The organism is Bradyrhizobium sp. BR14999 (genome assembly GCF_056106085.1).
Map to the genome: position 1 here is coordinate 6310261 of NZ_CM148536.1, position 21161 is coordinate 6331421.

21 protein-coding genes and 1 pseudogene are annotated in these 21161 nt (G+C 63.0%); all 22 read right to left on the reverse strand.

Annotated features, from left to right (window positions below):
- Window positions 1-66 precede the first annotated feature (66 nt).
- Complete coding sequence (gene dhaK / locus ACR9YP_RS29625; protein ID WP_474217712.1) at window positions 67-1056, reverse strand: dihydroxyacetone kinase subunit DhaK; 990 nt, start codon at window positions 1054-1056, stop codon at window positions 67-69.
- Between the two features lie 38 nt (window positions 1057-1094).
- The gene (locus tag ACR9YP_RS29630; RefSeq protein ID WP_370986680.1) at window positions 1095-1526 is read right to left on the reverse strand and encodes a hypothetical protein; all 432 of its coding nucleotides are present in this window, start codon (window positions 1524-1526) and stop codon (window positions 1095-1097) included.
- Window positions 1523-3148 (reverse strand): phosphoenolpyruvate--protein phosphotransferase, encoded by a 1626-nt coding sequence (gene ptsP, locus ACR9YP_RS29635; protein WP_438109341.1) that lies wholly within the window; start codon window positions 3146-3148, stop codon window positions 1523-1525. The genes ACR9YP_RS29630 and ptsP overlap by 4 nt, the downstream gene beginning before the upstream one ends.
- Entirely contained in the window at window positions 3126-3440 is a 315-nt protein-coding gene (locus tag ACR9YP_RS29640) for an HPr family phosphocarrier protein (RefSeq protein ID WP_438109342.1), read from the reverse strand. Before ACR9YP_RS29640 ends, ptsP begins: the two co-directional genes overlap by 23 nt.
- A complete protein-coding gene (gene dhaM, locus ACR9YP_RS29645) occupies window positions 3433-3819 on the reverse strand; it encodes a dihydroxyacetone kinase phosphoryl donor subunit DhaM (protein ID WP_027557143.1) in 387 nt (128 codons plus the stop codon). Before dhaM ends, ACR9YP_RS29640 begins: the two co-directional genes overlap by 8 nt.
- Entirely contained in the window at window positions 3816-4430 is a 615-nt protein-coding gene (gene dhaL, locus ACR9YP_RS29650; protein WP_370986677.1) for a dihydroxyacetone kinase subunit DhaL, read from the reverse strand. Before dhaL ends, dhaM begins: the two co-directional genes overlap by 4 nt.
- Window positions 4427-5434, reverse strand: coding sequence for an ABC transporter ATP-binding protein (locus tag ACR9YP_RS29655; protein WP_438109343.1), 1008 nt, complete (start codon window positions 5432-5434; stop codon window positions 4427-4429). Before ACR9YP_RS29655 ends, dhaL begins: the two co-directional genes overlap by 4 nt.
- A complete protein-coding gene (locus ACR9YP_RS29660) occupies window positions 5427-6524 on the reverse strand; it encodes an ABC transporter ATP-binding protein (protein WP_474217713.1) in 1098 nt (365 codons plus the stop codon). The genes ACR9YP_RS29655 and ACR9YP_RS29660 overlap by 8 nt, the downstream gene beginning before the upstream one ends.
- Before the next feature lie 6 nt (window positions 6525-6530).
- A complete protein-coding gene (locus ACR9YP_RS29665; RefSeq protein ID WP_438109345.1) occupies window positions 6531-6743 on the reverse strand; it encodes a hypothetical protein in 213 nt (70 codons plus the stop codon).
- Window positions 6740-7693: a carbohydrate ABC transporter permease gene (locus ACR9YP_RS29670; RefSeq protein WP_438109346.1), complete on the reverse strand. Its 954-nt coding sequence runs from the start codon at window positions 7691-7693 to the stop codon at window positions 6740-6742. Before ACR9YP_RS29670 ends, ACR9YP_RS29665 begins: the two co-directional genes overlap by 4 nt.
- Complete coding sequence (locus ACR9YP_RS29675; protein WP_438109347.1) at window positions 7690-8649, reverse strand: carbohydrate ABC transporter permease; 960 nt, start codon at window positions 8647-8649, stop codon at window positions 7690-7692. Before ACR9YP_RS29675 ends, ACR9YP_RS29670 begins: the two co-directional genes overlap by 4 nt.
- Before the next feature lie 101 nt (window positions 8650-8750).
- On the reverse strand, window positions 8751-10085 hold the full coding sequence (locus tag ACR9YP_RS29680) for an ABC transporter substrate-binding protein (protein WP_474217714.1): 1335 nt from the start codon (window positions 10083-10085) through the stop codon (window positions 8751-8753).
- 379 nt (window positions 10086-10464) lie between these two features.
- A pseudogene (locus ACR9YP_RS29685) lies at window positions 10465-10751 on the reverse strand (SDR family NAD(P)-dependent oxidoreductase); the annotation flags it as partial.
- Window positions 10752-10786: 35 nt separating this feature from the next.
- On the reverse strand, window positions 10787-11488 hold the full coding sequence (locus tag ACR9YP_RS29690; protein WP_474217715.1) for an HpcH/HpaI aldolase family protein: 702 nt from the start codon (window positions 11486-11488) through the stop codon (window positions 10787-10789).
- A 14-nt stretch (window positions 11489-11502) separates the two neighbouring features.
- Window positions 11503-12306 (reverse strand): SDR family NAD(P)-dependent oxidoreductase, encoded by an 804-nt coding sequence (locus ACR9YP_RS29695; protein ID WP_438109350.1) that lies wholly within the window; start codon window positions 12304-12306, stop codon window positions 11503-11505.
- Window positions 12307-12313: 7 nt separating this feature from the next.
- On the reverse strand, window positions 12314-13996 hold the full coding sequence (locus ACR9YP_RS29700; protein WP_438109351.1) for a hydantoinase B/oxoprolinase family protein: 1683 nt from the start codon (window positions 13994-13996) through the stop codon (window positions 12314-12316).
- Between the two features lie 12 nt (window positions 13997-14008).
- The gene (locus tag ACR9YP_RS29705; RefSeq protein WP_474217716.1) at window positions 14009-16075 is read right to left on the reverse strand and encodes a hydantoinase/oxoprolinase family protein; all 2067 of its coding nucleotides are present in this window, start codon (window positions 16073-16075) and stop codon (window positions 14009-14011) included.
- A 243-nt stretch (window positions 16076-16318) separates the two neighbouring features.
- A complete protein-coding gene (gene nac / locus ACR9YP_RS29710; RefSeq protein WP_438109353.1) occupies window positions 16319-17257 on the reverse strand; it encodes a nitrogen assimilation transcriptional regulator NAC in 939 nt (312 codons plus the stop codon).
- A gap of 124 nt (window positions 17258-17381) precedes the next feature.
- On the reverse strand, window positions 17382-18590 hold the full coding sequence (locus ACR9YP_RS29715) for an aspartate transaminase (RefSeq protein ID WP_370986665.1): 1209 nt from the start codon (window positions 18588-18590) through the stop codon (window positions 17382-17384).
- 60 nt (window positions 18591-18650) lie between these two features.
- The gene (locus ACR9YP_RS29720) at window positions 18651-19391 is read right to left on the reverse strand and encodes a branched-chain amino acid ABC transporter ATP-binding protein (protein ID WP_474217717.1); all 741 of its coding nucleotides are present in this window, start codon (window positions 19389-19391) and stop codon (window positions 18651-18653) included.
- Window positions 19384-20154: an ABC transporter ATP-binding protein gene (locus ACR9YP_RS29725; RefSeq protein ID WP_474217718.1), complete on the reverse strand. Its 771-nt coding sequence runs from the start codon at window positions 20152-20154 to the stop codon at window positions 19384-19386. Before ACR9YP_RS29725 ends, ACR9YP_RS29720 begins: the two co-directional genes overlap by 8 nt.
- Window positions 20151-21137, reverse strand: coding sequence for a branched-chain amino acid ABC transporter permease (locus tag ACR9YP_RS29730; RefSeq protein WP_438110807.1), 987 nt, complete (start codon window positions 21135-21137; stop codon window positions 20151-20153). The genes ACR9YP_RS29725 and ACR9YP_RS29730 overlap by 4 nt, the downstream gene beginning before the upstream one ends.
- Window positions 21138-21161: the final 24 nt, after the last annotated feature.

Here is a 21161-nt window from a genome sequence, read left to right on the forward strand (position 1 = left end):
ACGGCCGCATAGCGAGCCTCAGGATTATCCTATCATCGCGCATGATTAACCTTGCGCTCCCGTCCATCAGATACCCCAGCGTATCGCTGCGGTATGCACCGGGGCGTCCCACAATTCCTTTGATTGGCTGTCGAGCACCGAGACGGTGATCGAGGCGCCGGCCATGTCGAGCGACGTGACATAAGAACCCGTCAGGAAACGGGTCGCCGTGATGCCCGCCCCATCCAGAATGCGCTTGGCGCTATTGACCATCAGATAGAGTTCGATCAGTGGCGTTGCGCCGAACCCGTTAACCAGAAGCAGGACTTCGCTGCCCCTGCTTGGTGCGAGGTCATCTAGGATCGCATTGAGCATCTCGCCAGCGATTTCATCGGCGGACGCCAGCGGCACCCTGCGGCGCCCCGGCTCCCCGTGAATACCGACACCCATTTCCATTTCGTTATCAGCCAGGGTGAAGTTCGGCCGGCCTGCTGCCGGAACAGTACACGGCAGCAGCGCCACACCCATCGAGCGGGTGCGCTGATTAACGCCATCGCCGAGCGTCTTGAGCGCGGCGAGCGGCATGCCCTTTTCGGCGGCGGCGCCGACCATCTTTTCCACGATCAACGTTCCCGCGACGCCGCGACGGCCGGTCGTGTAGGTGGATTTCTCGACCGCGACGTCGTCGTTGGTTACCACGCTGGCGACGTCGCGCCCGGCCATCTCGGCGGCCATGGTGAAATTCATCACATCGCCTTCGTAATTCTTGACGATGAAGAGCACGCCCGCTCCGGTGTCGACGGCTTCGGCTGCCTCGATCATCTGGTCCGGCGTTGGTGACGTGAAGACCTGCCCCGGACAGGCTGCATCGAGCATGCCGTGGCCGACGAAGCCCGCATGAAGCGGTTCATGGCCGGAGCCGCCGCCCGAGATGAGCGCGACCTTGCCCGGCTTCAGGCTGCGACGGCGCACGAATTTCCGCTCAGTGCCGAGCAGCAGGATATCGGCATGGGCCGCCGCCAATCCGTCGAGACTCTCTTCAAGCATCGTGTCGGCGCTGTTGATCAGTTTTTTCATGGCGTCCTCCCGATTATCTTTTTTACTGTTCGAATTCGTCAGCCGATGCTTTCGGCGTAGCGCGCGAGCTGAGCAGCAAAGTCGACGATGAGCTGCTCCAGCGCGCGATTTTTCTTGTCATCGCCGAGGTCGGGCACCGTCACAGTAACGACGCGCGTGCGCGCCTCGCGATGGGCGCCGCGTAGCCGCCCCGGATGCGCGCGCCCATAGGCTTCGAGGAAAGCCGCACGCTCGGCACCCGAGAGATGGCAGACCTCGAAGATGATCGCGACATGCTTGGCCGGGATCGGTACCAGATAGGCCGGATTTGTGATCTGGCTGACGAAGGAGCGGTTCTTGCCGAGCGCCGCCGCGAGCTTCAGCCGCGTCCCGGATGGTCGGTTGTCGAGCGCTCGGCGCAAGATAAGCTTGTAATCCGCGACATTGCTATCGCCCGGCCGGCTTGTGTCTTCGTCTTTATCATCCGTCATGCAGTCACCCCGGCGATGGCAGCCTTGAGCCTAGCCACCGCAATCGGCGAGACCGAGAGCGTCGTCAAGCCCGTCGTCAGCAACGCCTTGGTCAGACGCGTGTCCGCCGCGGCATCGCCGCAGAGCGAGACCTCGACGCCACGCTTGCGTCCGGCCTCGACCGTCCGCGCAATCAGCGCCAGCACCGCAGGATGGCCGGCATCGTTGAGGTCTGCGACAGCGCCGATATCGCGTGCCGCAGCCATTGTGTATTGGGTCAGGTCGTTGGACCCGACGGAATAGAATGCCGCACTGAAGTCCTCTGCACATAACGCGGCCGACGGGACCTCGACCATGATGCCGAGCGGTGGCCGGGCGCAGGCGATGCCCTCTGCCTTGAGGGCTGCAAACTCCGCATCCAGCATGGCGTTGGCGCGGTCAAGCTCCGCGGGGACCGCGACCATCGGCAACATCACCTTCAGCGTCCCATGGACGGCCGCCCGGCACAGCGCTCGCAACTGCACACGAAACACGTCCGGCCGCGCCAGCGAGAGCCGGATTCCGCGCAAGCCCAGGAATGGATTGCGCTCGCCATCGACCGTCAGGCCCGGGATTGGCTTATCGCCGCCGGCATCAAGCGTGCGGATCGTCACCGGCCGTCCTGCGCCCCATTCGAGAATGCGGCGGTAGACCGCGTATTGCGCATCCTCACCGGGCAGGCCTCTCGACCCCTCGAACAGAAACTCCGTCCGCACGAGGCCGATGCCGTCGCAGATGGCGGGATCGAGGCTCGCAAGGTCTTCAGGCGCGGCAACATTAAGCAGGACGGCGATGCGCCTGCCATCGGCCGTCACCGCCGGCTTGAGGCGCCCGGCGTCGGCAGCAATCTGCGCGGCATTCGCTGCCGCCATGCGATGCTCGAACCGGCGGCGCGTCTCGGGTTTGGGATCAAAGATTACGGTACCGTTGTCGCCATCGACCAGCGCCAGTGACGGCGGCTGCCCATTCCATGGCAATGGCCCCAATCCAACCACCATGGGAGCGCCGCGCGACCGTGCAAGCATCGCGACATGCGACGACGGCGATCCGCTGGCGAGCGCAATGGCGCCGCCGCGGGTCCAGTCAACGGCGAGGAACGTCGACGGAGAAATATCATCACCTGTGACGACGGAATCGCCGGAGATCTTTGCGATCGCATCAGTACCATTCAGCCTCGCGAACACGCGGTCACGAATGTCGACCAGATCCGCGGCCCGGGCCCGGAAGTATTCCTCATCCGCGGCGCGATAGCCGGCGATCTCCGCATCGAGTGCCGCGCGCCAGGCCTCATCGGCAGCTGTACCGCCCGCAATAGCTTGATAAGCCCCCTCCGCAAGCGCATCGTCACCGAGCATCGCGACCTGGAATTCCAGGATCTCCGCGGCCTCGCCATGAACAGTCGCGATCAATTCGGCGAGCTCTGCGGCTGCCACCTCGATCGCCCCCCTCAACGCTGCGGCTTCCTGAGCTGGATCACCCTTCGTCGCCCTGCTCGCCACTGCACTCGTCAGTACGACAACCGGGCCGATGGCGAGGCCTGGCGATGCGGGATGACCGGTGAGATGGATCTCGCCCACGATCTCACGCCTCGCCGAAGCCGTCATGGACCAGCGCCAGCATGGCCGCGAGTGCCGCCTCTCCATCCGGACCACCGATGCGGAAATGCAGCGTCGCACCCTGCGGTGCCTTCACACGCATCACCTTCACCGGGCTCTTGGCATCGGTCCAGGGCCCGTCGGCAGCGAGGGCAATTTCGATCTTTGCGACAAAACCCTTCGCGCATTGCGTCAGCTTTACCGATGGCCGCGCGTGCAGGCCGACCGGATTGACAAGAACCGCCGAGGCGGTCAGCCGTGCAAAGTTCTTAGCCGCCCGGTTGGCGTTGACATCATGCATAGAATTCCTCCGCACTGCGCTTGACAGCGGCCAGCGACGAGCCGCCCGAAGACTCGGTCGCAGCGATCACAGCCCCTTCGACGACCGGGGCATTGCAGACCAGGACGCGCGCGCGCCGATCTTCAGGGAGCATCTCCACCGCCATCTCGGAATTGGTCTCGGCTCCGCCGAGATCGACCAAGATCGCAACGCCTGCTGGTGACCAGGCTGTTTCGATCGCTTCGAGGATTCCTGCGACATTCGTACCTAGCCCGCCATCGACATCGCCACCGGTCCAGGCCAGCGGCACTGCGTCTCCAACCATCTGGCGCACCATATCGGCCGCGCCTTCCGCGATCTTCGGCGAATGCGACACGATGACAATTCCGACATTGCTCATGTATTGACCTCGAACTCCAGTGTCTCAACTGCTGCGCCGATCAGAAGGGACGCCGAGCGCGCCCCCGGGTCCATATGACCGATGGAGCGTTCGCCAAGAAACGACGCGCGGCCGCGGATCGCCTGCATCGGCGTGGTGCGATCGGCCGCTTGTGCCGCCTCGGCCGCGATCGACCTGGCATCGCCGCCTGCCGCAAGCAAGGCGTGCACCGGCACCAGGACATCCAGCAGCGTCTTCTGCCCCGCTTCGGAACGGCCGCGCGCCTTGACGGCCTCGATCGCCTTCTCCGTTGCCGCAACCAGATCAGCCCGGCTCGGCTGCTCTGGAACGGCCTTGCCCAGTTCCATGAAGAAAGTTCCGACCAACGGTCCCGAAGCACCGCCGACCTTCATGACCAGGGTCATTCCGATCGCCTTCAGCATTTCCGGGAGCGACTTGTCGGCAAGGCCCGGCAGTGCCGCGAGCACCGCTTCGAAACCGCGCTTCATGTTCAGCCCATGATCGCCATCGCCAATCGCCTGGTCGAGGCTCGTCAATTCGTCCGCGTGCTCGATCACCGACGCCGCCAGCGCTCGCACCAATCTTTCCCTGGCTACCCGATCAAGGCTCATGCCGCTACCCTCCAGCCCTTCGCATCGAAAAACAGCGGTTTATTCAGACGGAGCGACACAATGTCCCCGGCGCCAAAGCCCACCTCGGGATCCGCCAGGGTCACGACCGGCCGACCAGCGACGTCGAGATGGAGATGGCTCTGGTCGCCGAGATGTTCGACGCGCTTGACGGTTGCCGAGACGTCGCCGCTGCCGCGCGCAATCGTCAGATGCTCGGTCCGCGCGCCGATCGTCTCGGCGCCATCAGGCGCGCCGGCGAACAGGGCCGCCGGCAGCAGATTGATCACCGGCTGGCCCAGCCGCGCCGCGACATGCGCGTTGATCGGGTTCTCGTAAATCTCCCGCGGCGTACCGATCTGCATCAGCCGCCCGCCTTCGATCACGCCGATACGCGACGCCATGGTCATCGCCTCGGTCTGATCGTGGGTGACATAGAGGATCGTCGCGCCGAGATCGACCTGAATCCGCTTGAGCTCGAGGCGCAGCTCGCCGCGAAGCTTGGCATCCAGCGAGGAGAGCGGCTCGTCCATCAGATAGATCGAGGGCGAACGGACCAGAGCCCGGCCGATCGCAACGCGCTGCATCTGCCCGCCCGACAGCTGCGTCGCCTTGTTGTCAAGCTTGGTCTCGATATGAAGCAGACGCGCTACCTCCTGCACCTTCGCGCGGATGTCAGCTTCGGGCACACGGCGCGTCGGCGCGCGCAGCGCGAAGGCCATGTTCTCGAACACGGTGAGGTGCGGATACAGCGAATATTGCTGGAAGACAAAGGCAACGTCGCGATCGGCCGGCGCATCGGCGGTCACGTTGCGCCCGTCGATGCGGATCGAGCCAGAATCCGGCTGCTCCAATCCGGCGATCAAGCGCAATGCCGTGGTCTTGCCGGCACCGGTCGGCCCGAGCAGTGCCACGAACTCGCCGTCACCAACGGTCAGCGACAGATCGCTCAACGCGTGAGTCTTGCCGAAGGCCTTTGAGACGGAGTTGATCTCGACCTCAGCCATGCGCGCCTCCTTCATGCAACGCGGTGCGTATAGCCCGGCCGGATGCCTTGTCGAAGATCGACAGCGTATCGGGCCGGAAGTCGAACCCGACGGTCTCGCCGGTCCGAAACGATCTGCTGCTGGGTGAGCGGGCCTTGAGCGCACCGTAGTGCGTCGTCACGGTCACGATCTGCGTCGTGCCCAGATATTCCGTGCCATAGACTTCGCCGCGCACCATGCCGCGATCGGTAAAGCGCACATGCTCGGGCCGTACCCCGAGCACGAGCTCGCTTTCCGCCATCGCCTCCCGCACCGCAGGAATTGCCACATCGCGCTCGCCGAGCCTGATCGCCTCTGCGCCGGTTTGCAGGCCGCCACGGAACGACAGGAAATTCATGGGCGGCGAGCCGATGAAGTCGGCGACGAACAGCGAAGCAGGCCGGTCATAGATGTCACGCGGGCTCGCCACCTGCTCGACGACGCCATTGTTCATCACCGCGATCCTGTCAGCCATCGCCATGGCCTCGAGCTGATCATGCGTAACATAGACGGTCGTCGCGCCGAGCCGGTCGTGCAGGGCGCGCAGTTCATGAATCATGGCCTCGCGCATCTCGGTATCGAGCGCGCCGAGCGGCTCGTCCATCAGGAAGCATTTTGGCTTGCGCACAATCGCCCGCCCCAGCGCAACACGCTGCCGGTCGCCGCCGGCAAGGCCGGAGACGGAGCGGTCGAGAAGGTGCGAGATCCGCAGGATGCGCGCGGCCTCGACGACCCGCCGGTTGCGCTCGGCCGCACCGATGCCCTCGCATTTCAGGGGAAAGCTTATGTTGCGCCGGACATTCATATGCGGATAGAGCGCAAAGAGCTGGAACACGAAGGCAATGTCGCGCGCCGATGCGCGGTTCATCGTCACGTCCTCGCCGTCGAGCCTGATTGTGCCCGCCGTCGGCAGCTCCAGCCCCGCGATCATGCGGAGCGTCGTGGTCTTGCCGCAACCGGACGGGCCCAGCAGGCAAAGGAACTGGCCGTCCTCCACCGTGAAGCTGGCGGACTTGACCGCATGGAAGTTACCGAAGGATTTGTCGAGCGCCTCGACCTTGATCTGTGCCATCGCGCCCTACTCCCGGACCTTGGACACGATGGTGAACATCACCGTGCCGAACAGGGTCGTCGCAAACGACCAGGAATACAATGTCAGAGACAATGGCTGCATCAGCATTACGACGCCGGCGGCGATGATCGTCGTCGCGATGGCTTCGAGCGGGCCGCGGCGCAGGACGCGATCGGCGAGACCATGACGTGCGATGGTTGGGGTGAGATCGAGACTCATTTGCGAACGGCTCCAAAGGTGATGCCGCGCAGCAGATGCTTGCGTAGAAGCACCGTGAACACCACGATCGGCACCAGGAACAGTGTCGTCCCGGCGGCGACCGCGGGCCAATCCTGTCCGCCCTCGCCGATGATGATCGGAATGAATGGCGGCGCCGTCTGCGCGTTGCCCGAGGTGAGAAGCACCGCAAAGGCGTATTCGTTCCAGGCGAAGATCAGGCAGAAGATCGCGGTTGCCGCGATTCCCGTGGTGGCCTGCGGCAGCACCACCTTCACGAAGGCCTGGAAGCGGGTGTAACCGTCGATCATCGCGGCTTCCTCGTACTCGCGCGGGATTTCGTCGATGAAACCCTTGAGCAGCCAAACCGCGAGCGAGACGTTGACCGAGGTGTAAAGCAAGATCATCCCGAGCCTTGTGTCCGACAGACCGATGGTGCGGTACATCAGATAGATCGGGATTGCGACCGCGATCGGCGGCATCATCCGGGTCGACAGGATGAAGAACAGCAGATCGTCCTTCAGCGGCACGCGGAAGCGCGAGAAGCCGTAGGCCGACAAGGTACCCAAAGCGACAGCGAGCACCGTCGAGCCGAACGCGATGATCAGCGAGTTGACGAAGCGCGGCACATAGTTCGAGGGACCTGCGACCACCATGTTGCGGTCGCGCGCGATACTATCGCAAAGCCCCTGCGGCGGCTCCAGCGAGCGGATGAATTCCGGCGTCTGGCGCGAGCGGGTCGTGAACAGATTGCAGAAGCCTTCAAGCGACGGCTTGAACATCACCTTGGGCGGATAGGAGATCGCATCGTCAGGCGACTTGAACGCGGTGAGCATGATCCAGACCAGCGGGATCATGGTGATGATGGCATAGAGCACGACCAGCGTGCCGGCAAAGCGCCGCGTCGTGGCCGATGGCTCGACGACCGAATGGGCTGTGGTGGCTGATGTCATCGGCTTTTCACCTTGTTCAGCGCCTTGACGTAGATATTGGCGAGGCCGAAGACCGTCACGAACAGGATGATCGCGAAGGCCGAGGAATAGCCGGTGCGCCAGCTCTCGAAGGCCGCACGCTTGAGCGTGATCGAGGCGACTTCCGTGGTCGATCCCGGCCCGCCGCCGGTGAGCAGGTTGACCATGTCGAACATCTTGAAATTCTCGATGCCGCGGAACAGCACCGCAAGCATGATGAATGGCAACGCCATCGGCAGCGTGATCGACCATAACTGCCGCCATTTCGACGCGCGGTCGACCTCCGCCGCCTCATAGATGTAATCAGGGATCGAACGCAGGCCTGCGAGACAAATCAGCATCACATAGGGCGTCCACATCCACGCATCGACGATAACGATGGCCCAGGGGGTCAGCGTGACGTCGCCCAGCATCTGGAAGGACGAGGCTGCACGGCCGGTGAAGAAGGCGACCACGTAATTGAACAGTCCGATCTGCGGCTGGTACAAGAACGTCCAAAAATTGCCGACGACGGCGGGCGACAGCATCATGGGCAGCAAGATGATCGTGGTCCACATCCCGTGGCCGCGGAATTTCTTGTCGATGAGGTAAGCAAGCCCAAATCCAAGGACGGTCTCGATCACCACCGTCCAGATCACGAAATGCGCCGTCACCTGCATCGCGGCCCAGATGTCGGGATCGGTCAGGATCGACTGGTACCAGTCGGCGCCCAGCCAGATCATCGGCACGTTGGCCCGGTTGGCGCGGTAGTTCGTGAACGACAGATAGATCGTCCAGAGCAGCGGGAAGATATTGATCGCCAGCAGCAGCACGATCGTCGGCGTGATGAAAAGCCAGGCGAGCGTCCTGTCCGACAGGCCCCGGATACGACGCGCCACGCCTGGCCGGACCGGGACGGCCCGATAGGTGATCCGCGAAGAGGCACTCAATTCATTCATTACAGCGACCGATCCTGGCACCCGGCGTCGACACTACGACGAATTCCGGTCATCTCGAAGGAAACCCGGAGCGCGAGCGCTCGCGCTCCGGGCAGCTGATTTCAGAACTTCTTGCCTTCTTCCTTGAAGATCGCCTTCCAGTCCTTCACGAGACCGTCGAGCGCTTCCTGCGCGGTGCCCTTGTCGGCCACCACATAGTCATGCACGCGCTTCTGCTCGGCTTGCAGCAGCTGGGCGTAGGAAGGTTCGGCCCAGAAGTCGACGACCATGCCCATCGACTGCAGGAACTCCTTGGCGAAGGGCGCGCTGTTCGGGAAGCTCGGGTCGTTCAGCACGGACTTGGCGCAGGAATAGCCGCCGAGCGCCCACCACTTCTTCTGGACGTCGCCGCCGGAAAACCATTTGATGTATTGCAGCGCTTCGGCCTGGTTCTTGGAGTAGGAGACGACCGAGATGCCCTGTCCGCCGAGCTGCGTCGCCTGTGCGGCGGGACCGGCCGGATTGACGAAGAAGCCGATCTTGTCGCCGCCGACATTCGGGTCCTTGTAGAGGCCCGGGAAGAAGGCAAAGAAGTTCATCTGCAGGGCGACTTGGCCGGACTTGAAGGCGTCAAGCCCCTCCGACATGTAGGAATTGGAGGCGCCGGGCGGCGTGCAGCACTTGTAGAGCTCCTTGTAGGCCTCGAGCCCCTTCACGGCACTGGCTGAGTTCACAAACCCGTCCATCGCATAGGGCTTCTTCGGATCGTCGTATTTGAAGCCGTAGTCGTAGAGGTAGTTCGAGACACCCATCGTGATGCCTTCGGAGCCACGCTCGGTATAGATCGAGGCGCCATAGACCTTCTTGCCGTCGATCTCACGACCCTGGAAGAATTGCGCGATGTCCTTGAGCTCATCGAGCGTCTTCGGCACCGCGATATCGCGGCCGTACTTGGCCTTGAAATCTTTCTGCACGTCCGGCCGCGCGAACCAGTCCTTCCGATAGGTCCAGCCCACCGCATCGCCCATCGCCGGCAGCGCCCAGTAGTTCGGCGTGTTCTTCGGCCACTCGGAATAACCGACCACCGTGGCCGGCATGTAGTCGTCCATGCTGATTCCTTCCTTCTTGAAGAAATCATTGAGCTTGACGTACTGGCCGTTCTCCGCAGCGCCGCCGATCCATTGTGAATCGCCGATGATGAGGTCGCAGAGCGAGCCGTGCGAATTGAGCTCGTTCAGGAAGCGATCGGCGTAATTGGTCCACGGCACGAATTCGAACTTCATACCAATGCCGGACTTGGCGGTGAAGTCCTTCGACAATTCGACCAGCGCGTTGGCCGGGTCCCATGCGGCCCAGCACAGCGTGATGGTCTTGCCTTGCGCCTGCGCGGAGGTCGTCCCCGCTCCGACACCGAATGCGGCGGCAACAGCTCCGCATGCCACAACAAGCGTCTTCATTGTCCGTTTCATTACACGTTCCCTCCGAGTGGGCCGGCCATCGACATGGCGCGGCTTTCCTACCCGCTCGAATGCCTCGAGCAGAGCGACACAGTCCGTAACGAGCTGAATAACTAAACTTGCGTTTCCTCGCGCCACCCGGATTCTAGAGGCCCGGCAGGCTCGATTTGTTTAGTGAAACACCATTTACTAAACATTGCAAGCGCAGCTTGGCTGGTTATCCCCTCGGCCGCCGGCAAGTTTGGTTTCGTCACGAGTTGATCGCTGTTGCAGACAAGCAGGAGCGTCGCCGGAGCAAGGCTGATCACCAGGTCCAGGTGATGACAGTTAGCTTGATAGCTTCAGATGAATGGCATCGACCAGTAAGCAACGTGCTGGAGCCGGCATTGTTGACGAGAATGTCGATCGGCCCGATCGCCTCTTCAATGCGCGAGATCCCGCCGCGAACGGCCTCGGCGCGGGTTACATCGGAGCTATGACTGCGACGTCATGGCCGCCGGCTCTGATGCTCGTCGCGGCCGCATCCAGTTTATTGCGGTCGCGGTCATTCAGGACGACCGATGCGCCGTGCTCGGCCAGCCCTCGCGCGATCGCAAGCCCAATCCCTTGCGCCGATCCCGTAACCAGCGCGCGTCGCCCGGCGAGATTGAACAATACGAATGCCATGGCTTCTCTCTCACAGCAGGGTGTGGCGTCCGAACTCAGCGAGCGAGCGACTTCTTGATGCCGGCCAGACCGACACGCAGGAACGGGTCGGAGTGGATGTAGAAATACCGCACACCTTGTTCGAGCAGGGAGGGCAACTCGTCCGACGTCACGAGCGTGCCAGCGACCTTACCCGCTGCGCGAATCTTCTTCACGGCGTAGGCAACCCGCTCCATCACGGCCTGCGGACGCGGCTGCCCGAACGGCGGCGCCGGCGGATAACCCATGTTCTGCGAGAGGTCGCCGGGCCCGATGAAGAACACGTCGATCCCTTCGACCGCGAGTAGTTCGTCGATGCCATCGATCGCCTTCGGCGTCTCGATCATGGCAATGACGAGCCGCCTCTCGTGATCGGCCGGGCATGCATAGCGCACCGCATCGACGATCGCGCGCGCCTGGTCTGCGGTATCGACCATCGGCACCATCAGGCCGTCGGCGCCGGCATTGAGATAGCGGATCAGGACCGGCCGCTCATGGGAATGCGGGCGAACGATCGCGGCGCCGCCGGCACCGCGGATAGCTTGGGCCGTGACCCGCACATCCTCAAAGCTCCAGGTGCCGTGCTCGCAATCGAGGAAGATGGCATCGGCTCCGAGCTCGACCAGCCGGACAGCCAGTCCCGAGGACGAGTGATGCGGCGTGAACATGGTGACCGCCTCGCACTTCGCAAGGCGCTCGCGCAACTTGGCTCCGTTCATGGGAATCCTCTTCTCTAGCTCTTCGGCTTGTCGGTGAGGCCCGCGGGCGCGCCGACCCAGCGGGCCGTCTCGATATCCGCGGACGTATCGCGCATGAAAGTCGGGCAGATGTGCAACTCGGGTATCATCGCGCCCTTTTGCAGGCTCGCGCAGAGCAGAACCGCGCGCGCGACGTCGTGCGGATTGAGCATCACGGCGCGTTCGCTATCCAAAGGCGCACGGGCGCGATTATCCATGATCGGCGTGTCGGTCTCGCCTGGGAGGATCGTCGTCGCACGGATGCCCTGATTGCGAAACGTGTTGTGCAGGAAAGTCATGAAGTTCTTCACGCCCGCCTTGGCCGCGCCGTAGGCGGCTCCGCCGAGCAGGTTCGGATTGACGACCGCCAGGGAGGAGACCGTGATGATCGTGCCTTCCTTCCTGGCAATCATGTCCTCCAGCACGGCCTGCGTCAGGTTGAACACGGCGGTAAGATTGACGTTGATCGTAGCGTTCCACTCCGCCTCGCTGATGAACCGCGCGTTGGGCACCTTGCTGGCACTGCCGGCGTTGTTGACGAGGATGTCGACCGACCCGATATGGCCCTTGACCCAGGCAACGATTTCCAAGATCGCATCCCGCGACGCAACGTCGAGCGCGCGAGCGACGGCATTGCCGCCCACCTTCTCGATCACGGACACAACCTCCTGCAGCGGCGCGACACGCCGCCCGGTCAGGACAACCGTCGCGCCTTCCTGGGCGAGCAGAATCGCGGTCTCGCGCCCAATCCCCGTTCCCGCACCCGTGACGAGTGCGATCTTTCCGTCGAGCAGGCCCATGGCTCTCCTATTCGGCGGCCGTCGCCGCCCGGCTTGAATGTTGATAGCCGTAAATCTGCCTCGCGGCCGCGGGCGTAATCAACCCTTCCGCGAGGTCGAGTTCGATCGATGCCGCACTGCGTTCGGACGTCTTGCCCCACCCGCCGCCGCCGGGCGTTTCGACCTGGAGACGATCGCCGGTTTTCAGGACGACCCTGCCCTTGGGGAACTGTGGCTCACCGTTCTTGTGCACCTTGCCGGCAGTGCCGGACTGGCCGCCAACGACACCAAAGCAGGGATGGCGCACGCGCTCGGACGCCAGATAAATGTTCATGGGATTGCGACCGAGGTTGCGCAGCACCACGCGCTGGCCGAGACCGCCGCGGGTCTTTCCGGCTCCGCCGGAATCCGGGATCAGCTCCTTGCACTCGGTGAGCGCCGGCACGGCAATCTCGAACATCTCGATCGCCGTGACTTTGCAGTTGGACGGGAAGCTCAGCGTATCGAGGCCGTCGAATTCGGCACGCGCACCCTGCCCGCCGTGGAAATTCTGCACCGAGCCGTATTGCGAACCATCGTCGCGCCGACCGACGCAGTTGGCGGCCCAGATCGGCGCGCCGCCGCTGTCGCCCATCACCTTGCCCGGCACCACGCCCTCCAGCGCCTTGAAAATCAGCGACGGAATGACGTGCCCAATCAGGTTGCGCGAATTGCCCGCCGTCCATTGTTGCGGATTGAGGATCGAGCCAAGCGGCGCCTCGTCGGTAATCGGGGTGATGCACCCCTCGTTGTTCGGCGTGTCCGGATCGAGCAGGCATTTCAATGCGTAGACCGAATGGGCGTAGCGATAATTGGTCCGGCAATTGATCGAGTGAAGGATCTGGTCGGACGTCCCGGCGTAGTCGACATGGATGGAATCGTCGCGGACGATGACAGCCGCTTTGAGCTTCACGTCAGTGTCGTAGCCGTCGAGCAGGACCTCTGCAGTATAGGTTCCGTTCGGCCATTCCCGAATTGCCTTGCGGGTCTGCGCCTCGGATCGAGAATGGATCGCGTCCGCGAGCTCATCAATGCCGTCGAGATCGTACTCGTCGAGGAATTTCTGCAATTCGCGGCCCATGACGTTGTTGGCAGCGATCATGGATTCCAGGTCGCCTATCACCTCGGTCGGAAGGCGCACGGAAGCCCCAATGATGTCGAGCACATCCTGGTTGGGAACGCCCGCCTTGTGCAGCTTCACGATCGGAAAGCGTATGCCTTCCTCGAAGATGTCGCTCGCTTCGGAATGCAAGGGAGCGCCGCCGATATCGGGCAGATGGGCGATCGAGCCGGCATAGGCCACGACCTTACCCTTCTTGAAGATCGGCGTGATCATCGTCACGTCAGGGAGGTGACCCGTGCCGATCTCGGGATCATTGGTGGCGAGCACGTCGCCTTCCTGCAGGGTCTCGGCCGGAAACTTCGGCAGGAAGTACTTTTGTGCGGCCACCGGCAGCGATGAGATGAACACCGGAATCGACCAGGTGCATTGGGCGAGTGCGCGGCCACGGCTGTCCATCAGCACGGTCACGTAGTCGTGGTTCTCGCGCACGATCGGCGAGAACGCGGTCCGGCCGAGCACGATGTCGGCCTGGTCTGCGATGAAGATCAACCTGTTCCACATCACCTGGAGGTTGATGGGATCGTTGAAGTCGGCGGCGTTCACGGACATGAGGCGTCGTCCTTAGGCGATGTTGATCACGAGATTGCCGTTGATGTCGACGTGAGCGGCGCCACTCGGTCCCACGACCGCGGTCGACTCACGCTGCTCGACGATGGCGGGACCCTGGATTTCCAGGCCGGCTGGCAGTTTGTAATGATCATAGACCGGCGTATCGGTATAGCCGCCGAGCTCGTTGAAGTAGACGGAGCGCGTGCCCTTCCTGGCCTCCGCAGTCTGCCTGCTATGCGGCCGGGCGACCTGATCCTTCTCTCCGCTCGAGCGCAGGCGCCACGTGATGACCTCGACAGAGGAGCCCGCAACAGTCCGGCCGAACAGCTCGCGATACAGTTTGTAGAAATTGTCGAGGAGTTGACCGAGAAATTCGTTCGACGGCAGGCTGCGATCCGGCAAGGCCACCGTGATCTCATGCCCCTGGCCGACATGGCGCATATCAACAGTATAAGTGTTGTTGATCGTCTCCATCGCAACGCCGGCGGCGCTGACGACTTCGGCGCCTTGCGCCGCGAGGTCCCCGAGCAGCCGATCCATCGCGTCGAAATCCCAGTTATCGACCTGCATCGGGAAGCTCGCCGAAAGGTCGACCGCGACCGGCGCTATGAGCAGGCCGATCGCCGAGGTGACGCCGGCACCCGTCGGACAGATGATGCGCTTGATGCCGAGCTTGCGCGCGATGCCATAGGCGTGAACGGGACCCGCGCCGCCGAAGGCGACCATCGGCAGGCTGCGCGGATCGACGCCGAGATCGGTCGCATGAACGGCCGCGGCTTTGCTCATCGATTCATTGACGAGGTCGTGAATGCCCCAGGCGCAGCGGGCAACGCTGACGTCCAGGGAAGCCGCGAGCTTCGCCATGGTCGTCTGCGCCGCGTCCTTGGAGACCTTGAACGAGCCGCCGACGAAGGATTCGGTACCCATGTAGCCGAGCAGAATATCGGCGTCGGTGACGGTCGGCTCGGTGCCGCCGCGCTGATAGGCGGCGGGTCCCGGGAGCGCGCCCGCCGAGCGCGGACCGACGTCGAGGAGGCCAAGCGGATTCTTCGCGGCGATCGAGCCACCACCGGCGCCGATCTCGATCATGCGGATCGACTGGATTTTCAGCGGAAAGCCCGAACCCTTGCGGAAGCGATGATAGTGCGCGACCTCGAGGTCCGTCCCGACCGTCGGCTCGCCGTTGGGGATCAGGCACAATTTGGCGGTGGTGCCGCCCATGTCGAAGGACAGCACGCTGCCCTCGCCTGCGATGCGACCGAACTGTGCCGCCGCAACGGCACCGGCGGCCGGCCCCGATTCAATCAGGCGAACCGGCAACTCGGCGGCACGATGACTCGGTACGAGACCACCCGACGAGGTCATCCAGAGCACCTGGCGATCGATACCTTTCGCAGCAAATTCGCGCTCAAGGTGTGCGACATGGCCCGACATCTGCGGGCGCGTATAGGCGTTGATCACGGTAGTCGAGGCCCGATCGAACTCGCGAACCTCCGGGCAGACGTCCGAGGACAGCGACACGAAGACGTCGGGGTTTTCTTCCCGAAGCAGCGCCGCGATGCGCTGCTCGTGCGCCGGATATTTGTAGGCATGGAGCAGGCACACGGCGACGGACTTGATGCCTTCGTCGCGCAGCCGGCCGGCGATCTCGCGGACGGTCTCCTCCTTCAGCGCCGTTATGACCTCGCCATTCGCCGTGATGCGTTCCACCGCGCCAAAGCTGTGGGCGCGTGTGATCAGCGGATCGGGATACTTGAGGTTCAGGTCGTAGAGGTCATAGCGCCCCTCGTTGCGGATGCGCAGCATGTCCTGGAAGCCGGCCGTCGAGATGAACCCGGTCTTGACACCTTTGCGCTCCAGCACGGCATTGGTGACCACCGTGGTCGCCCCCAACACCTGGAGCTTGCCGAGATCGACCACGTCGCCAAACTGCTCGAGCAATTCGGTCACACCGCGAACGACGGCTTCGGCAGGATTATTCGGCGTGCTCAGCACCTTGTGGAGATGCAGTTCGCCTTGGTCGTCAAGCAATGCGAAATCTGTAAACGTTCCTCCGGTATCGAATGCGAGCTTGGCCATCTTTTTCCTCGAAGCGATCGTCGTGCAGATGACGGGGATTTCCGATCTGTCTGCTGAACCGTACGATCAAGACGTGAATCGAGAACGCCGGCTTCGACGATGGCTGTGAGGGTAGGAAATGCACCCGCTGCTGGCCAACATAACTCCGGTCTGCCGCCATAGGTTTTGCTTATGGCGTAGGCACAGCAACGTTCGGCCGCGGAGAGGCGACAATAGCCGAGGGAGCCCAAATGGATTTTCCGTTTAGACGGAGCGAATGCCCTGCGGATGGCTGCGCATCAACTTTTCCACGACCGTGAGAAGCACGGATCGCGTCGCCAAGGCGGGCTCCGAGAGCGGAAGGTGATCGGACACACACAACGAAACGGTCGCCTCGATGGCGGGACGAACGAGCCTCCGGACCTCAATGCTGCCAAAGCTCGATGCGCTGGCGGCCACGGACGCCGGCAGGATGGTCGAGCCAAGCCCTTCGGTGACCGCCGCTCCGAGCGCCGACACGGATTCGATTTCCGAGGCGACATTCGGCGTCACCCGCGCCCGCGCCAGCGATTCGTCGATCAGGCGTCGGAGGAAATGGCCCTGGCTCGGCAGCAGCAACTTGACGTCGGCGAGCGCCGAAAGCGGGAGCGGCTCATCCGCCTGCTTCTTCACCGTCGGATCAACTCGGGAGACCAAATACAGCTCCTCCCGAAACAACGGCTGAAGCTTGACGCCCTTGATGGGACCGGAGCCGTAGATCATGGCCATATCCATCTTGCCGGTCATGATGAGCTCGCTGAGCACATGGCCGAAACTATCGTTGATATGGACGATGATCTGCGGATGCAGCGCCGACATCTCCTTCAGGATCGGCAGCGACAACGTGCTCGATGCCGAATAGGTCGCGAGACCGATGGAAACGCGCCCGGCCAACGCCTTGGTTGATTGATCGATGTCGATCTGGGCCTGCTCGATCTGCTTCAGGAGCAGTTGGGCATGGCGATAGAGAATGAGCCCCGCTTCGGTCGGGACGATGCCGTGATTGCTGCGCAGAAGCAGCTTGTGCTTGAAATGGCTTTCAAGAGCAGCGATCTGCTGCGACAGCGCCGGCTGTGCGGTCCGCAATAGGCCGGCGGCGCGCGAAACGCTGCCGGCGTCAACGACTTTGACAAAGCTCTTCAGCTTCCTGAAATCGACGCTCATAGGGGCCGAACGCTGGTCCTGAAAAAACAGTCTGGAGCGGCACTATCCTTTATCTAGCCTATTGATTTCAATGAGATTCTTGCCGATACGGCCCGGTTTTCGGATGCAGCCGCGCGCCCCGCGCTCAGGATAGCGCCTTGCAGGCCTTCTCGATGCGGTCGCAGGCTTCCTTGATCGCCTCCATCGAGGTCGCAATCGACAAACGGAAATACGGCGAGAGCCCGTAAGCCGTGCCCTGCACGGCCGCCACGCCGACGTCGTCTAGCAGATAGAGCACGAAATCGAGATCGTTCTTGATCACCTTGCCGTCCGGCGTGGTCTTGCCGATGACCCCGGCGCATCCGGGATAGAGATAGAACGCCCCATCCGGCACGAGACAGGACAGGCCTGGGATCGCATTCAGCCGTGCGCACGCGTAGTCGCGACGTTCCCTGTAGAGCTTGACGCTATTGCGCACGAACGATTGGTCGCTGGTGAGCGCATGGGCGGCAGCCGCCTGGCTGATCGATGAGGGGCAAGACGAGATCTGCGACTGCAGCTTGTTGATCGCGGCAATCAAAGGCGCCGGGCCCGCGGCGTAGCCGATCCGCCATCCGGTCATGGCATAGGTCTTGGAGACACCGTTGGCGAGCAGAACGCGTTCCTTCAGGGCGGGGACGGCAGCCGCCAACGTGGTTGCCGGCTCGTCGCGGTACCAGATCTGGTCATAGATGTCGTCGGAGAGCACCATCACATTCGGATGGCGCAGCAGCACTTCGCCGAGCGCCTGCAGGTCCGATCGCGAATACGCCGCGCCCGTCGGATTGGAGGGCGCATTGAGGATCAGCCAGCGGGTTTTCGGCGTGATGGCGGCCTCGAGCGCCTCCGCCGTCAGCTTGAAGCCTTGGTTTTCGGAGCAGCGCACGATGACCGGCTTGCCATCGTTGGCAATGACCATGTCGGGATAGGAGACCCAATAGGGTGCGGGGATGATGACTTCCGTCCCCTCCTCCACGCTCGCCATCAGCGCAAGAAACAGGATCTGCTTCGCGCCGCCGCCGACGCAGATCTCGTTGTCTGCGTATTCCAATCCAAGGCGCCGCTTGTAGTCGGCGACGATCGCCTTGCGCAGCGCGACGGTGCCGTTCACCGCGGTGTATTTCGTCTCTCCGCGGTCGATCGCCTCATGCGCCGCTGTCTTGACGTGATCGGGCGTGTCGAAATCCGGCTCGCCGATCGCCATGTCGATGATGTCGCGTCCGGCCGCCTTCAGCTCGCGAACCCGCGCGGAAGCTGCCGTCGTGGGGGAGATCTTGATGCGCGAGACGCGCGCAGCCGGCACGAAAATCGTCACTTTGGTCGTCCTTTGGGTTTCGAATGTGTCCGCGCCCGCTCGCGGCGAACGCCGTGAATTCTAGTGCTCGACCTCGATTTCGCCGCGCATGCGGCCCGTGAGGAACAGCTCGCCGAGCTCGTCGTGGGTGATATCCGCAGGCCTGCCGTCCCAGATCACCTTGCCGAGGCGCAGGATGACGGCGCGCTGGGCGACCTCCATGGCCTTCTTGGTGTTCTGCTCGACGAGCAGGATGGTCTGACCGCTCGCGTTGATGCGGAGCAGCTCGTCGAAGACAATCCCGATAGCGCTCGGCGAAAGTCCCACGGACGGCTCGTCGACCAGCAGAATCTTGGGGCGCTGAAGCACGGCCATGGCCACCTCCAGCAATTGCTGCTCGCCGCCGGACATATTTCCGGCGAGCGTATTGCGTCGTGTCTTCAGGATCGGGAACAGGTCGTAGACATAGTCCCGCTCGGCCCTCACCTGACTGTCACGCAACGTATAGGCGGCCATCTGGAGATTTTCGTCCACGGTCATCACGGGAAAGTTGCAGCGCCCCTGCGGCACCCACGAAATGCCCTCCGCCAGGATCGCGCGCGACTTGTAGGATGTGATCTCCTTGCCACGCCAGTTGATGCTGCCGCCCTTGATGGTCGTCATGCCATAGAGCGTCTTCAAGAGCGTCGACTTGCCGGCGCCGTTCGGGCCCATTAGCGCCACGAACTGCCCCTGGGGAACGTCGAGATCGACGCCGTTGAGGATGTCGAGCAAGCCGTAGCCGGCGCGCAATCCCTTGATCGAGAGTGAGGGTTCAGCCACCGAGATAGGCCTCCCGGACCGCCTGGTTCTGGACGATGTCGTCCGGCGTGCCTTCCGCAAGTTTGCGCCCCTGGTCGAGCACGACGACGCGCTTGCAGAGGCTCGTCACCACGTCGATATTGTGCTCGATGATGAGAAAACTGACGCCGAAGGAGGTGTTGGCGAGACGGATGCTCTCGACCACGCGCTCGATTAGCTTCGGATTGATACCGGCCATCGGCTCATCGAGCAGAATGAGTTTTGGCTCCGGCATTAGCATGGAGGCGAACTGGATCAGCTTCTGCTGACCGCCCGACAGCTTACCCGCCAGCTGGAATCGCACGTCCCAGAGGCCGGCGATCTTGATCAGCTCTCGCGCGCGCTCCCGCAGCGCCGCGACTCGATTGCGGGCCGCGGATCCGACGCCGAAGGTCGACCAGATGCCGGGGAAGGTGAACATCTGGCCGGCGATGACGAGATTCTCCTCGACGTCCAGCGCGCCGAATACCACCGTCTTCTGGAACGAGCGCAGCATGCGACCTTCGCGGGCGATGTCGTTCAGCGAACAGCCCGTGATGTCCTGACCATCGAGCTTCACCGCCCCCGCGTTGGGCTTGGCGAGCCCCGTCACGCAATCGAAGAAGGTGGACTTGCCGGAGCCGTTTGGGCCGATGAGTCCGCAAATCTCTCCGCGGTCCACGTGAAGGTCGACCCCGTCGACCGCACGAATGGCGCCGTAAGACTTGCAGAGGCCGGAGATGTCGAGGATCGGGAGCCCGGTCATTTGCGCCTCTCGAGGAAGGACCAGAAACGGCCGATGAGCGGCGCGAACCCGCTCGGAAACCAGAAGACGAGCCCGAGCAGGAAGAAGCCATAGGCGATCATGCGCAGCTCCGGCGTCACGCGAAGTGCTTCCGTGAGCCCGACGAACAGCAGGCTGCCGAAGATGACGCCCGAAATGGTCCCCGCCCCGCCGCCGAGCACGATGATCAGCATCGTCGTCGAATAGTACATCTGGAAGGTGAGCGGGCTGACGACGGTCAGGTAGTGCGCATAGAGACTGCCACCGAGGCCGGCGAAGGCGGCGCTGATCATGAACACGACCAGCTTGTAGTGCCAGGTCGGGATGCCGACGGATTCAGCCAGCGTTTCGTTCTCGCGGATCGCGATCATGTTCCGCCCCGCCGGCGAGCGAACGATGAGGTAGGCGAGCAGCGTGGCAATCGCGGCGATGGCCAGGACCAGATAATAGAAGCCGACCGTGCCGGAGACGGTGAACGAAGCCGGCCCCAGCGCAAAGTAGGGCTTGGGAATGGCCGCCAACCCCATGTCGCCGCGCGTCAGGCTGATCCAGTTCTTGGCGATGGCTTGGCCGATGATGACGAAACCCAGCGTGCACATCACGAACGACGTCGCGCGCAGCCGTAGCGCCGGAATGCCGAGCGGCAGCGCAATGGCACCGGCCGCAAGTCCCGCGGCCAGGAAGTTCACATAGAAAGGTGTGCCGAAATGCACCGCGAGCAGCGCGGACGTGTAGGCGCCGATGCCGAAGAAGGCGGCTTGCGCCAGCGACAGCAGCCCGGTATAGCCGAGCAGCAGGTTGAGCCCGTGCGCCGGCAACAGGAAGATCAGCGCGATGATCATCGCGTGCAACGGATAGTTGCCGAGAAATAGCGGCGCGACACAGGTCAGCGCCGCGAGCGCGAGACCGACGGGAAGGCGGAGATCCCGTCCCGTCGTCGCGGCTGAGAGTTCAGCGGGCGTCATGTTCGGCTCTCGGGCGATCTCGCT